Annotated in this window: 10 protein-coding genes; 4 read left to right on the top strand and 6 right to left on the bottom strand. The window is 60.0% G+C overall.

All coding sequences use genetic code 11. From position 1 onward, the window contains the following. Window position 1: 1 nt before the first annotated feature. The 3 genes from CFII64_RS12355 to CFII64_RS12345 form a co-directional block, all read right to left on the bottom strand. Window positions 2-3,775, bottom strand: a complete 3,774-nt coding sequence (locus CFII64_RS12355) for a nitrate reductase subunit alpha (protein ID WP_020291113.1) — start codon at window positions 3,773-3,775, stop codon at window positions 2-4. Between the two features lie 70 nt (window positions 3,776-3,845). Further along, entirely contained in the window at window positions 3,846-5,243 is a 1,398-nt protein-coding gene (locus CFII64_RS12350) for a NarK family nitrate/nitrite MFS transporter (protein WP_020291112.1), read from the bottom strand. Next, window positions 5,221-6,525 carry a nitrate/nitrite transporter gene (locus CFII64_RS12345; RefSeq protein ID WP_020291111.1) on the bottom strand — a complete coding sequence of 435 codons (1,305 nt, stop codon included), beginning with the start codon at window positions 6,523-6,525 and terminating at the stop codon, window positions 5,221-5,223. Before CFII64_RS12345 ends, CFII64_RS12350 begins: the two co-directional genes overlap by 23 nt. A gap of 304 nt (window positions 6,526-6,829) precedes the next feature. Between CFII64_RS12345 and CFII64_RS12340 the strand changes: the two genes are divergently transcribed. The 4 genes from CFII64_RS12340 to CFII64_RS12325 all read left to right on the top strand — a co-directional run bounded on the left by CFII64_RS12340 (window position 6,830) and on the right by CFII64_RS12325 (window position 10,510). Further along, on the top strand, window positions 6,830-8,632 hold the full coding sequence (locus tag CFII64_RS12340; protein WP_020291110.1) for a HAMP domain-containing protein: 1,803 nt from the start codon (window positions 6,830-6,832) through the stop codon (window positions 8,630-8,632). Continuing rightward, window positions 8,629-9,276 (top strand): two-component system response regulator NarL, encoded by a 648-nt coding sequence (gene narL, locus CFII64_RS12335; protein WP_020291109.1) that lies wholly within the window; start codon window positions 8,629-8,631, stop codon window positions 9,274-9,276. The genes CFII64_RS12340 and narL overlap by 4 nt, the downstream gene beginning before the upstream one ends. An 86-nt stretch (window positions 9,277-9,362) precedes the next feature. After that, on the top strand, window positions 9,363-10,040 hold the full coding sequence (locus CFII64_RS12330) for a Crp/Fnr family transcriptional regulator (RefSeq protein ID WP_020291108.1): 678 nt from the start codon (window positions 9,363-9,365) through the stop codon (window positions 10,038-10,040). A gap of 74 nt (window positions 10,041-10,114) precedes the next feature. Continuing rightward, the gene (locus tag CFII64_RS12325; RefSeq protein WP_020291107.1) at window positions 10,115-10,510 is read left to right on the top strand and encodes a putative zinc-binding protein; all 396 of its coding nucleotides are present in this window, start codon (window positions 10,115-10,117) and stop codon (window positions 10,508-10,510) included. Window positions 10,511-11,478: 968 nt separating this feature from the next. On the opposite strand, the gene CFII64_RS12315 is transcribed toward CFII64_RS12325, so the two are convergent. From CFII64_RS12315 to CFII64_RS12305, 3 genes are read right to left on the bottom strand one after another with little or no spacing between them, the layout of a single operon-like run. Further along, a complete protein-coding gene (locus CFII64_RS12315; protein ID WP_020291106.1) occupies window positions 11,479-12,273 on the bottom strand; it encodes a PAS domain-containing protein in 795 nt (264 codons plus the stop codon). Beyond that, a complete protein-coding gene (locus CFII64_RS12310; RefSeq protein ID WP_020291105.1) occupies window positions 12,274-12,933 on the bottom strand; it encodes a response regulator in 660 nt (219 codons plus the stop codon). Then, a complete protein-coding gene (locus tag CFII64_RS12305; protein WP_020291104.1) occupies window positions 12,902-14,047 on the bottom strand; it encodes a sensor histidine kinase in 1,146 nt (381 codons plus the stop codon). The genes CFII64_RS12310 and CFII64_RS12305 overlap by 32 nt, the downstream gene beginning before the upstream one ends. Between the last annotated feature and the right edge of the window lie 179 nt (window positions 14,048-14,226).

The following is a 14,226-nucleotide window of genomic DNA, read 5'->3' as shown; positions in this document are numbered from 1 at the left end:
CTCAGTTCTCCTCGATATCGGTCGGCAGGGGACGTGGCAAGTCATCGCCACTTGAACCATCGAGCCAGTCGACTTTGGCCATCTTGCGCACCACGACGAATTCATCGCGGTTGCAACCGACCGTGCCGTAATAGTTGAAACCGTAGGCTTGCTGGGCGTAGCCGCCGATCATGTGCGTCGGCTTGAGCACCACTCGGGTAACCGAGTTGTGGTGGCCGCCACGGGTCTTGGTGGTTTCCGAGCCGGGCACGTTCACGATCCGTTCCTGGGCGTGATACATCATCACCATGCCGTCCTTGACCCGCTGGCTGACCACCGCCCGGGCGGTCAGTGCACCGTTGATGTTGAAGCACTCGATCCAGTCGTTGTCCTCGATGCCGGCGCTTTTCGCGTCATTCTCCGAGAGCCAGACAATCGGCCCGCCACGGCTGAGGGTCAGCATCAGCAGGTTGTCGCTGTAGGTGCTGTGGATGCCCCACTTCTGGTGCGGAGTGATCCAGTTCAGGACGATTTCCTTGTGGCCGTTGCTGCGCTTGCCTTTCACCCCTTCGATGGTGCGGGTGTTGACGGGCGGGCGATAACTCATCAATTGCTCGCCAAACGCCTGCATCCACGGGTGATCCTGGTAGAACTGCTGGCGACCGGTGATGGTGCGCCACGGGATTCCTTCGTGAACGTTGGTGTAACCGGCGTTGTAGCTGACGTGATCGTCTTCGAGCCCCGACCAGGTCGGGCTGGAGATGATCTTGCGCGGCTGAGCCTGAATATCGCGGAAACGAATTGCCTCGTGGGCCTTGGACAGCGCCAGGTGGCTGTGGTCGATACCGGTGAATTCCGAGAGCGCAGCCCAGGCCTTGACGGCAACCTGGCCGTTGGTTTCCGGGGCCAGGGACAGAATCACTTCCGCCGCATCGATGGCCGTGTCGATTTTCGGCCGACCGTGGCTGATCCCGGCATCGCCTTCGTGGTGATTGAGCTCACCGAGGAATTTCACTTCATCCTCGGTGTTCCAGTTGATGCCCTTGCCGCCGTTGCCGTGTTTTTCCAGCATCGGGCCCAGGGAGGTGAACTGTTTGTAAATGTTTGGATAATCACGCTCGACCACGTGCAGGTTCGGCGCGTTCTTGCCCGGCTCCGGTGCCACACCGGCACTTTTCCAATCGGTGCCGCCAAAGGGTTGGGCCAGTTCGCCGACGCTGTCGTGCATCAACGGAATGGTCACCAGGTCCTTTTCAACGCCCAGATGCCCTTCGGACATGCTGGAAAACGCCTTGGCGATGCCTTTGTAGATTTCCCAGTCGGAACGCGATTCCCATGCCGGGTCGATGGCGGCCGACAACGGGTGAATGAACGGGTGCATGTCCGAGGTGTTCATGTCGTCTTTTTCGTACCAGGTCGCGGTCGGCAACACGATGTCGGAATAGACGCAGGTCGAGGACATGCGGAAGTCCAGCGTGGTGACCAGATCAAGCTTGCCGATGGCGCCCTCGTCCACCCATTCCGCTTCTTCGGGCTTGCAATCGCCGACCTGGCCGATGTCTTCGTTCATTACCCCGTTCTTGGTGCCGAGCAGGTACTTGAGCATGTACTCGTGGCCCTTGCCCGAGGAGCCCAGCAGGTTGGAACGCCAGATGAACATGTTGCGCGGGAAGTTCACCGGGCTGTCCGGCTGTTCGCAGGCGAAGCGCAGCGAACCATCCTGCAGCGACTTGACCACGTAGTCTTTCGGGTCCATGCCAGCTGCGGCGGCATCGCGGCAGATGTTCAGTGGGTTGGTGTTGAGCTGCGGCGCGCTGGGCAACCAGCCGGCGCGTTCGGCGCGGATGTTGTAGTCCAGGGCATGTTCAGGGAACTGGGATTTATCGGCCAGCGGCGAGAGCACGTCGTGCATGCTCATCTTCTCGTGGCGCCATTGCGAACTGTGGGCGTAGAAGAAGCTGGTGCCGTTCATCTGGCGCGGCGGACGGTTCCAGTCCAGGCCGAAGGCCAAAGGCAGCCAGCCGCACTGCGGACGGAGTTTTTCCTGACCGACGTAGTGCGCCCAACCGCCACCGGTCTGACCGACACACCCGCAGAGCATGAGCATGTTGATCAGCCCGCGGTAGTTCATGTCCATGTGGTACCAGTGATTCATCGCCGCGCCGACGATGATCATCGAGCGACCCTTGGTCTTGTCGGCGTTGTCGGCGAACTCACGGGCAATCTGGATGGCTTTCTCACGGCTCACGCCAGTGATCTGTTCCTGCCACGCCGGGGTGCCAGGCACCGAGGCGTCGTTGTAGTCCTTGGCAACGTTGTCGCCGCCCAGGCCACGATCAATCGCCAGGTTGGCGGCTGACAAGTCAAACACCGTGGCGACCTTGGCCACGCTGCCACCGGCCAGCACTACGTTGTGCACCGGCACGCGGCGGTATTGCACGGCATCGCCAGCCACGTGCTGGAAATGCTCGTGGGACTCGCCGGCGAAGTACGGGAATGCCACTTCGGCAACGTCATCGCCGATCAGGCTCAGCTTCAGATCAATTTCACGACCTTCGCCGCCTTCACGAGGGAGAATGTTCCACTTGCCCTTCTCGCCCCAGCGATAACCGATGGAACCTTGAGGAGAAACCAGTTCACCGCTGACATCCAGGGCGATGGTTTTCCATTCCGGGTTGTTTTCCTGGCCAAGGTTGTCGGTCAGGTCACTGGCGCGCAGGAAGCGGTCCGGCTGATAACCGGCGCCCGGCGCCTTGTCAACCATCTGCTTGAGCAGCACCAGCACTGGCAAATCGGTGAAGCGCTTGGCGTAGTCAGTGAAATAGGCGCTCGGTTTGTCCAGGTGAAATTCTTTGAAGATCACATGGTTGAACGCCTGGGCCAGCGCCGCATCGGTGCCTTGCTTAGGGTTCAGCCACAGGTCGGTGAGCTTGGCGACTTCCGAATAGTCCGGTGTGATCGCCACAGTCTTGGTGCCCTTGTAGCGGACTTCGGTAAAGAAGTGCGCATCCGGGGTACGGGTCTGCGGGACGTTGGAGCCCCAGGCGATGATGTAGTTGGAGTTGTACCAGTCGGCCGATTCCGGCACGTCGGTCTGCTCGCCCCAGACCATCGGCGAGGCCGGTGGCAAGTCGCAGTACCAGTCATAGAAGCTCAGGCAGGCGCCGCCGATCAGCGACAGGTAACGCGAACCCGCCGCGTAGCTGACCATCGACATGGCCGGGATCGGCGAGAAACCGACGATCCGGTCCGGGCCGTATTGCTTGATGGTGTAGACGTTGGCGGCGGCAATGATCTCGTTGACTTCATCCCAGTTGGAGCGAATGAAACCACCCATGCCGCGCTTGCTTTTATAGGAGTCGGCCTTGACCTTGTCCTCGACGATGCTGGCCCAGGCTTCCACCGGCGCCATGGTCTGGCGAGCGTCGCGCCACAGTTTGAGCAACGGCTTGCGGATTTTCGGGTACTTGAGGCGGTTGGCGCTATAGATGTACCAGCTGTAACTGGCGCCACGCGGGCAGCCACGGGGTTCATGGTTGGGCAGATCGTTGCGGGTGCGCGGGTAGTCGGTCTGCTGGGTTTCCCAGGTGATCAGGCCGTTCTTGACGTAGATTTTCCACGAGCAGGAGCCGGTGCAGTTCACCCCGTGGGTGGAACGCACGATCTTGTCGTACTGCCAGCGGGAACGGTAGACGTTCTCCCAGTCACGAGACTCTTTGCGGGTCTCTCCGTGACCGTCGGAAAATTCGTTTTGCTTGCGATTGAAAAACCGCAGTTGATCCAGTAAATGACTCACGGTGTAGTCCTCTCAGGCTTGCTGCGGGGTTCTGTGCCCCGCCCACGCAATGGTTGGATTTCGGGTCGTCTCAGCAGGGTGTCGCCGCGCCTTTGCGGGCGTACCACCACCAGGTCACGACGATGCAGCTCAGGTAGAAGCCGACAAACATGTAGAAGGCCATCTCCGGGCCGCCGGTCTGGGCCATGGAGGTGCCAAAGGATTTGGGGATGAAGAACGCACCGAAGGCGCCCATGGCCGAACTGAAGCCCAGGACCGCAGCTGACTCTTTGCCGGCATCCTTGAGCGCCTGTTCGCGCACGGCGGGGGATTTTCCGGCAGCGGCTTTTTCATGCTGGGTGCGGAAGATCACCGGGATCATGCGGAAGGTGGAGCCGTTGCCGATGCCGGTGGTGATGAACAGCAGCATGAACATGCCGAGGAAGCCGTAGAAGCTGCCGCCCGAACCGTTCTGCGGCAGGAAGTGCATGACGGCGAAGACCATCACGATCATCGCGACGAAGTTCCACAAGGTCACTTTCGCGCCGCCGAGCTTGTCCGCCAGCCAGCCGCCCAATGGACGCACCAGCGCGCCTACCAGTGGCCCGAGGAAGGCGAATTTCAAGGCAATGACATCCGGGAACGAGGTCTTGATCAGCAATGGAAACGCTGCGGAAAAGCCGATGAACGAGCCGAAGGTCGCCAGGTACAGCCAGCACATCAGCCAGTTGTGCTTGCGCTTGAAGATCACCGCCTGCTCGCTGAACGAAGCGCGGGCACTGGACAGGTCATTCATGCCGAACCAGGCCAGCACGGTCACCAGAACAATGAACGGCACCCAGATGAATCCGGCGTTCTGCAGCCACAACTGGCTGCCGTCCGGCAGCACTTGCGCATTGCCGCCCATGAAGCCGAACACGCCGAAGGTAATCACCAGCGGTACACAGAACTGCATCACCGAGACACCCAGGTTGCCCAGCCCGGCGTTGAGGCCAAGTGCGGTGCCCTGTTGGGACTTGGGATAGAAGAAGCTGATGTTGGACATGCTCGAAGCGAAATTGCCGCCGCCAAAACCGCAGAGCAAGGCAATCAGGACGAACACGCTGTACGGGGTGCCCGGGTCCTGCACCGCGAAGCCCATCCAGATCGACGGCAACAGCAGCGACGCAGTGCTCACGGCCGTCCAGCGCCGACCACCGAAGATCGGCACCATGAACGAATAGAAGACGCGCAAGGTCGCGCCGGACAAGCCCGGCAACGCCGCGAGCCAGAACAGTTGATCGGTGGTGAAGCTGAAGCCGATGGCGTTCAAGCGCACGATCACCGTGCTCCAGACCATCCACACCGCAAACGCCAGCAACAGCGCAGGAATGGAAATCCACAGGTTGCGGGTAGCAGTCTGTTTGCCGCTACTTCCCCAGAACGCAGGGTCCTCGGGGCGCCAGTCATGAATGACCGGGCCTTTGTCAGGCTTTTGCAGAACGGACATGTTCTTCTCCTTGGGCAATGCTGGAAAACGGGGACGAGGTCGCTGGCGGCTGTTTGCCCAGCAGCGGACGCTTGCGTATTTCGCTGAAGTACATCCAGGTGAGGGAGACCCAGACCACGCCGTACATCAACATGAAGCAGGAAGAGCGCACGCCGGTGAGGTCCACCAGGGCGCCGAACAGGATCGGCAGGACGAAGCCGCCCAGACCGCCCGCGAGACCGACGATGCCGGACACGGCGCCCATGTTTTTCGGGTAGTCGTTGGCGATGTATTTGAAGACCGAGGCCTTGCCGAACGCGAAGGCGATGCCCATGACAAACAGCAGCACGGTAAACAGCGCCGGAGTGAGGCCGATGTGGAAATCCATCGGGCCGTTGAGGGTCTGCACTTGCAATTGGGTCTGCGGATACGACAGCAGGAACAGGCAGATCCAGCTGACCCACAACACCCACCAGGTCACGCTTTGCGCGCCCCAGCGATCCGACATCCAACCGCCAACGGCGCGCAACACACCACCGGGCAGGGAGAAACAGGCCGCCAGCAGCGCGGCGCTTTGCAGGCTGAAACCGTATTCCTGCACGTAATACTTGGTCATCCACAACGCGAGGGCCACGTAGCCGCCGAAGACGATCGAGTAGTACTGGCAGTAGCGCCACACCGCCGGATCTTTCAGCGAACTCAACTGCTCGCGCAAGCTGGCGCCGGAGGCACTGCGGTGGTCCTTGTTTTCCGCGCTGAGAAACCAGAACAGCAGCGCGGTAATGAACAGGATCGCGCTGAAGACTTTCGGCACCAGTTGCCAGCTGCCGGCGGCAATCAGCGCCGGGGCGAGAAACTTGGTCACCGCAGCGCCGGCGTTGCCTGCACCGAAGATTCCCATGGCGAACCCCTGATTCTCTTTGTCGAACCATTTGGCGACGTAGGCAATGCCCACCGAAAACGACCCACCGGCCAGGCCGACGAACAAGCCCAGCACCAGGAACTGCCAGTAGGCGGTGGCGTAGCTGATCAGGTACAACGGCGCGACGCAGGACAGCATCAGCAGGAAGAACACGCTGCGCCCGCCAAAGCGGTCGGTCAGCAGACCCAGTGGCAGACGCACCAGGGAGCCGGTCAGCACCGGGGTCGCGGCCAGCAGGCCGAATTGGGTTTCGTTGAGCTGGAGAAGATCCTTGATCGGCACCCCGAGCACGGCGAACATCATCCAGACCATGAAACACACAGTGAAGGCCAGTGTGCTCATGCCCAGCACCAAGCCTTGTCTTACACGCGGTTGGTTCACAATGCTCTCCAGTCAGTTAGCCATGGCGGCAGACTAGAGAGAGCAACCCCGCAAAAACTTGATCCATGTCAACGAAGCCATAGGCGGCTTGGGCCTATGCTTGCGCGGTCTACCTCTAAGGAGGTAGATCAGAAGAACCCTGAAAACGGTGGTTTATCAGCGTTTCAGGGGGTTCTTCCACGGTTTTTGCAGACAAGGATCAGTCGACAACTCTTTAGAGGTAGCGCGCCCGGGATCGGCGGCAAAACCCCACTCTGGTGCTGCACATGCTCTGTTTTCCTGATTGTTTACCGGATCAGCACTGATGATGCGCTGGTTGCGCAGTTCCCTGCCCGCTCGCGCCGGCCTGGCGGTGATCCTGATCGCCGTGCTGGCCCTCGCCAGTTCGTTGAGCGCTGGCCTGATCGCCTGGTTCAGTCAGGGCGATGCGGCGGCGATCAACACCGCAGGCTCGGTGCGCATGGAGACTTATCACCTGAGCTGGAAACTGGCCAAGGGTGTAACCCCTGCGGAAATCGCTGCCATCACCGACAGCCTGCAAACCCGCCTCAACAGCCAGTCCCTCAAGGCGGTGCTGGAAGATGGCCCGAGCAGCGATCTGCAAATCAGCTACGGGCAAATCCAGCAACGCTGGAACGACGAACTGCGCCCGGCCCTTGAACGTGGCGACGCAAGCGTCTTTCAAGCGATCGCCCCGCCGTTCGTGGAACAACTGAACCAGTTTGTCAGCCTGTTGCAACGGCAAAGCGAAGAAAAGCAAAGCTGGCAACAGGTCATCCAGGGTCTGGCTCTATTCACCACCATGATTGTCCTGCTGCTCGGGCTATATGAGTTGCAGTACGGCGTAGTCACCCCGCTTAAAGAACTGGTGGATGCCACCCAGCGCTTTCGTCGCGGGGATTTTCAGGTGCGGGTCAACCATCAGTCCCAGGACGAGCTGGGCCAGTTGGCCATGAGTTTCAATGCCATGGCCGAGACCATCGAAGAATCCCATCGCACTCTGGAGAGCCAGGTCCAGCAAAAGACCGTGAACCTGCAACAGGCCAATGCCGCCCTGGAGCTGCTGTATCAAAGCAGCCGCAACCTGGCCACCCGCCTGGCCAACGCCGAAGGACTGGATGATCTGATCCGCCGCTTCCAGCAACGGCTGCCCGGCTTGCGCCTGTCGTTGTGCCTGCAAGGCCAGTCGCAGGCACCTGCCAAGCAACTGCTCGCCCTGCACGGCGCGAATATCCGCGAAGTCTGCGCCAGCACCGATTGCGCCACCTGCCAGAAACACCACGAAGCGAAGCCGCAAACCTTCAGCATCAGCAATCAGGGCAGTGAACTGGGGGAGCTCAAGGCCCACTTTGTCGACGGGCATCCGACGCAGGCCTGGGAAACCCAACTGATCCAGGCCCTGGCCAATCTCATCGGCACCTCGCTCTCGCTCAAACGCCAACGGGAACAGGATCATCGTCTGCTGTTGCTCGACGAACGCACAATCATTGCCCGCGAGCTGCACGATTCACTGGCCCAGGCGCTGTCCTACATGAAGCTGCAAGTCAGCCGCATGCAGACCTTGATACGCCGTGGCGAACCAGTCGAAACCCTGGCAACCGTCACTGCCGAATTGCGCGAGGGCCTGAACAATGCCTACCGTCAGCTACGCGAACTGCTGACCACCTTCCGCTTGCAGATCAACGATGCCGGGCTGGTGCAAGAACTCAAGGACACCGCCGAAGAGTTCTCCCGGCGCGGGGAGTTTCAGGTGCATCTGCACGTCGATGCACTGGCCTTCCAGCTCTCGGCCAGCGAACAGATCCACATCTTGCAGATCACCCGCGAGGCGCTTTCAAACTGCCTGCGCCACGCCCATGCACAAAGCGCCTGGCTGCAACTGCGCCAGGTCGGCGAAACCGTCCGGCTCTGCATCGAAGACGACGGGCGAGGCTTCAGCGGCAACGTTGACCAGCGCGAACATCACGGCCTGAACATCATGGATGAACGGGCGCGCAGCCTGCGCGGCCAACTGCAGATATTTTCCAGGACGCCGCAAGGCACCTGCGTCCAGCTGGAATTCCACCCGGAGTTTCTCGGACAGCACACAGAAGGTAGCGTCACATGACCACATCCCGGCAACACACCATCCTGCTGGTGGACGATCATCCGATGATGCGTCACGGCATCCGCCAGATGCTCGAACTCGAAGATGATTTCAAGATTGTCGGTGAGGCCGGCAACGGTGAAGAGGCGCTCAGCCTGATCGAGCCGCTGCAACCGGATCTGGTCCTGCTCGACAACAACATGCCGCAGATGAATGGCATCGAAACCCTGCGCCGGTTACGGGCCATGCCCTACACCGGCAAGGTGTTGCTGTTCACGGTGTCGGACGCCGAAGACGATATTCGCGACGCCCTGCGCCTGGATGCCGACGGCTATCTGCTCAAGGACATGGAACCGGAACTGCTGATCCCGTACATCCGCGATGCCCTGAACGGCGCACTGGTCATCAGCCCGGGCCTGACCCAGGTCATGGCCCAGGCGCTGCGTTCGCCGCCACGCCAGGCCGTGGTGGAACTGACCGAACGTGAGCGGCAGGTGTTGAAAACCATCGCCAGCGGTTTCAGCAACAAGGTCATCGGGCACAAGCTGGGCATCACCGAAGGGACGGTCAAGGTTCACGTCAAGAACCTGCTGCACAAACTCGGCTTGCGCTCGCGGGTCGAGGCGGCGGTGTGGGCCATGGAGCATCTGCGCAGCGCCAGCTGACGCACATCCCTCCTTGGAGGTAGGCCTGCAGAGGCATAGGTCAACCCGCCTGCGGCCTCTACTATGACTGTCAGCGGAGGTATCCCATGCTGACCCACCCTTCCATCGTTTCAACGTTGCGCCGTCACCACTTGTTCAGCCAATTGCCGGACAAGGTCTTCGAGGAAGTCTGCAGCCTGGCGATGCTCAAGCGTCTGAGTTGTCACAGCACACTCATGCGCCAGGGCGATCCGGCCAAGCGTTTCTTCCTGCTGGTCAGCGGTCAGATCAAGCTGTATCGGCTCACTGGCGAAGGTCAGGAGAACCTGGTGGAAATCATCCAGCCCGGCCAGACCTTTGCCGAAGCCTTGCTGTTCAGCCAGGCCCGGCTTTACCCGGTCAGCGCCACGGCGTTGAAGGACAGCGTGCTGGTCAGCATCGATGGTCACCACTATCGCAACGCTCTGGAGGATCAGCCGAAAGTCTGCCTGGCCATCCTGGCGAGCATGAGCGTTCACCTGCACTTACGCCTGCGGGATATCGACACGCTGACCATGACCAGTGCGAGCCGGCGGGTCATCAATTACCTGCTTCAGGAGCGTCACCCGGTCACCGGCCAGATTGTCTTGCAGGTCTCCAAACGCCTGGTGGCGTCGAAGCTGGGCATTCAACCGGAAACCTTTTCGCGGATCTTGCACCGCCTGGTGGAGTGCGGCCTGATCGCGATGGAACGCCGCAATATCAGCATCCTTGCCGAGGAACAGGAGCTGGCGGCGTTTCAGTAACCGGAATTGACGGCAATCAATGCGCAATGTCACTGGCCTTGCACACTGGCAGAGCCCAACAACGGAGAGCGTCAATGCCCCCTTCAACCCTGCCTTTGGTTTACTCCTGCTCCGGCTGCTCCAACGTTGCTCAATTGGCCAATAACCTGGCCGTGCGCCTGGATCGCAGCGGCCTTGCGGAAATGTCCTGCATCGCAGGTGTTGGCGGCCATGTGCCGGCGCTGGTCAACAAAGCGCGCTCGGGGCGACGGATCTTCGCGCTGGATGGCTGCCCGTTGCAATGCGTCGAGAACTGTTTGAAACAGCATGGACTGCATGCGGATGTGCATCTGATTCTCAGTCATTCCGGATTGCGCAAACGTTATGGTGAAGACTGTACGCAGGCGCAAGGGGATGAGTTGTTTGAGGGGATCAAGCGGTTGATTGCCAGTGATGCTCGGCAGCATGAAGCCTCTGAAAGTGTGGCTTGAAAGCAATGCAGGTCGAGTGCGGGAGCGAGCTTGCTCGCGAAGGCGGCATAGGGTTTGGTGATTGAGTACATATCCATTGCTGCGGTAACGGCCACTTAGGGTTGCACCCTTACGGCGCCTCACTTTTGAAGCCCAAAAGTAAGCAAAAGGCTATTGCGCCGAAAGACTGGCTATAAGTGGGTCGAACGCTATCGTGGGCCGCCGCAAAGGGCCATCCCTGGCCCAGTGCGGCTAAACCGGCGTCCTGCCGGTTTACCCTCCAAATCAACATCGAATTTCGGCCAGCGTGGTTAGACGGGGCGCTTAAGATCAAGATCAAAAACAGAGCCAGAGCCAGAGCCAGAGCCAGAGCGGCTTTGAATCGGTGTGGCCCGTATCTGAACTGTAGGAGCGAATTTATTCGCGAGGCGTTCGTGGGAGCCAGCTTGCTCGCGAAGGACGTCAACGATAACGCGTGCTGTCTGGATAAACCCGGTGTCCACACGTTTCGCGAGCACGCTCGCTCCCACAGGTTCAAGCGGCTTTGGCTCTGGCTCTGGCTTTTGATTTTGACCTGCCCCGTCAGAAGGCCGAGCGCAGGTTTTGCGCAGTGGGCAACCCGGCATGGATGCCGGGTTAGCCGCCCTTGGCCAGGGATGGCCGATGGCGGCGGGCCCACGGAGCAGAACCGGAGCGAGGGTATGTCGAGCCCAGGCGAGGCACCGGACGTCAGGGGCGAGAGCGATTGGTTACTTGGCGCTTCTCCAAGTAACCCGCCGTCAGGGCGGAACCCTAAGCGGCCGTTACCGCAGCGACGGATATGTACGCATTCCCGTTGTGGGAGCGAGCTTTCTCGCGAAGGACTTCAACGATAACGCGTGCTGTCTGGATAAACCCGGTGTCCACACGTTTTTCGCGAGCAAGCTCGCTCCCACAGGTTCCAGCGGCTTTGACTTTCGATCTGCCCCCAGGGGGGCCGAGCGAGCGCCTTATACCGTTTTTTTTGTGTTGAAACTGCGGGCCCGGGCATCGGTCGCTCCCCGTTCGAAAATTGCCCCTTCGATACCCAACACCTCCCGATTATCCGAATAGATGCCGACGCCGGTTTCATAGACCTGTTTGATTGAATTGTCTGCGCAACGAATCCGGTAACTGAGCTTGAACGGTTCCTGGCGGGACAAGGCATATTGAACTTCGCGCCAGACGTAGTCGGCGTCTTCGGGAAGAATCAGGCTGTTGTAGGTAAAATCGTGATTGTCCACCAGCCGTTCCGGCGGATAGCCCGTCAGTTGCAGGCAACCTGCACTGACGAACTCCATGGTCCAGTCCCGGTTGTTGCGACCCCGGTAAATAAGCCCCGGCATGCTGTCGAGCAGGCTGACCGCACTGCGTTGACTGGCCTGAAGGGCAATCTCCCGACGTTTATGTGCAGTTATATCGCCAACGACCAGGCTGTAACCCGCGCCTGCGGCTTTCAGGCTGACCTCGAACCAGCGCAGCTCCCCCGACGGGTGCACGAACCGAAGCCGTTGTTTGAAGGAAGTATCCGGATGCCGTCGCAGTTCCCGTAATGCCTGAAGCCAGAGCGAGCGATCTTCCTGGTGGACGTAATCCATGATGTCGCATTGCGCGTCGGGCTTTTCCATCAGTTCAATCCAGGCCCGATTACAACGCGCGATCCGGCCATCTTCACGCAACTCCAGCAACGCAACTGGAAAACGATCCAGCACCGCCAGCGACTGCTCATCGCGTAACAAGTCCGCTGCGACACTTTGCAGGGTCATTCAGTGGCGCTCCTGTTTTCTGGCTGAAGCAGCGTTGTGCACCCAGGATGCCAACTCCAGGCGTGAATGCAGGTTCAGCTTCTGCAACAGATTCCTGACGTAGATCTTCACCGTGCCATCGCTGATGCCCAGCTCCCGAGCGATCTGTTTGTTGCTCATGCCGGCAGCGATCAGGGTCAGGGTTTGCCCCTCGCGCTCGGTCAGGCCACAGGTATCGGCCATCGCAGGACTTCGCTCGGGCTCAAGCTGTCCAGCAAGTAATGACACCAGGCAATCGTCCAGAACAATGGCGCCTTTGTTGCAGTTGCGCATGTAGGCCAGGAGCGCATCGGGCTCGGTTTCCTTGAGCACATAACCGTTGGCCCCAAGACGCAACGCCGTCAGCAATTCACCACGATCCATGGAGGCGGTCAGCACCACGATTTGACACCCCAGGCTCAGTTGACGGAGTTCATCCAGAACCTGCAGACCACTCAGGCCAGGCATATGCAAATCCAGCAACACCTGTTGCGGTGCCAGACTGACTGCCAGGTTGATCCCTTCTCTGCCGCTGGCCGCCTGCCCGACCACTTCAAAGTCGTCGCAGGCAGCAAACAATTGCGCCAGGCCTTTGCGAAACAGCGGGTGGTCATCGATCAGTAACAAGGTCGTGGCTGACATCGAAACTCCCTGATGTGTCGGCGTGAAAAGCAGATAGCCCCAGGTGCACGCGAACGCCGTGGGGCCGGATTGGCTCAATGGACAGCCGCGCGCCAATCGCTGAAGCGCGCTCGCGGATGATCGCCAGGCCAAAGTGATTTTCTGCTTCTGAGGCAGGACTCAGGCCGATGCCGTCATCTTCGACCGAAATCGATGCATCACCCTCCTGGTCCTGGCGTAATTCGATGCGCACGTGCCGGGCATGGGAGTGGCGCACCGCGTTGGTCAAGGCCTCGCGAATGATCTGCAGGACTTGCAGCTCGGTTGCAGGACTCAAGGCATCGTCGGCCAGGCGGTTGTCCAATTCGAAGACGATGATGCAGCGCCGGGAAAATTCGGCGACCGAATCCGCCAGGGCCTGGCGCAGCGACCGTCCGTCCATGGTCAGCCTTGCGCTGGTAATCAATTCGCGCACCTGCCGCTGCAATTGGCTCAGGCCTGTACTGAGCTCTGCAAGTGAGGCGGCAGCCACTTCAGGTTCCGACATTTGGCTCTGGATCAAGCGCGCCTGAAACGACAGATACCCCAACTGCTGGGCCACCGAATCGTGAAGTTCACGGGCCAGTGCGCCATGTTGAAACGTGGCCTGTTTACGTTGCGACTCACGTTGGTGCCGCAGCAACTGCACCGCGACACCCAGCGAATGCGCTGCGTCTTGCAGCAGCAAGCGCAAATACCTGCCAGCCACCCCGGTTGTATCGAGCAGCACAAACCCTTTGCCTTGGTCGCCTTCGTCCGGCAGGACACAGACCAGCCGCTTCACGCCACGCTTGCGGCATGTGGTGCAGGCCAGAGGCATTGGTCCCGCCTTGACAGCCCGCCAGGGACAGGCGGCGTCAGTGTGGCACTCGCTGATCAGGATTTTGCGTGTCGGCCCGAAGTCCATGTCACCGAGAATCAAATTCAGTTTGCAGCCGGGCAGCAACGCGTCGAAACGGTCCAGAAACAGCGGCAGGGCACCGTCAGCGTGCACCACGCCCAACGGCAGCTCAGCCAGCAGCTTGCGTGCATGGCTCACTTGCTGTGGCTCGACCCACTGAAACCAGCGTGCCAACCCGTGCAGTCGGTTTTGCAAACCAGAGATCCTTTTTTTATTGGCCGGGCATCTGTTTCGAAACAGCAAGTTTCATGCCCCAACTGCCCGGTTTCATAGGACTACCCCCAAAGAGATAGCCCTTTTTCCAGATTGATTGGACATTCCTTCTGGGAAACTATCTTGCCTGTCAGAAAACATTGCGGACCGCCAGGCTCAGT

The sequence above is a fragment of the Pseudomonas sp. CFII64 genome (assembly GCF_000416235.1).
Lineage (GTDB): Bacteria > Pseudomonadota > Gammaproteobacteria > Pseudomonadales > Pseudomonadaceae > Aquipseudomonas.
Note: the sequence above shows the minus strand (reverse complement) of the source record. Positions and strands in the feature narration are given on the sequence as shown.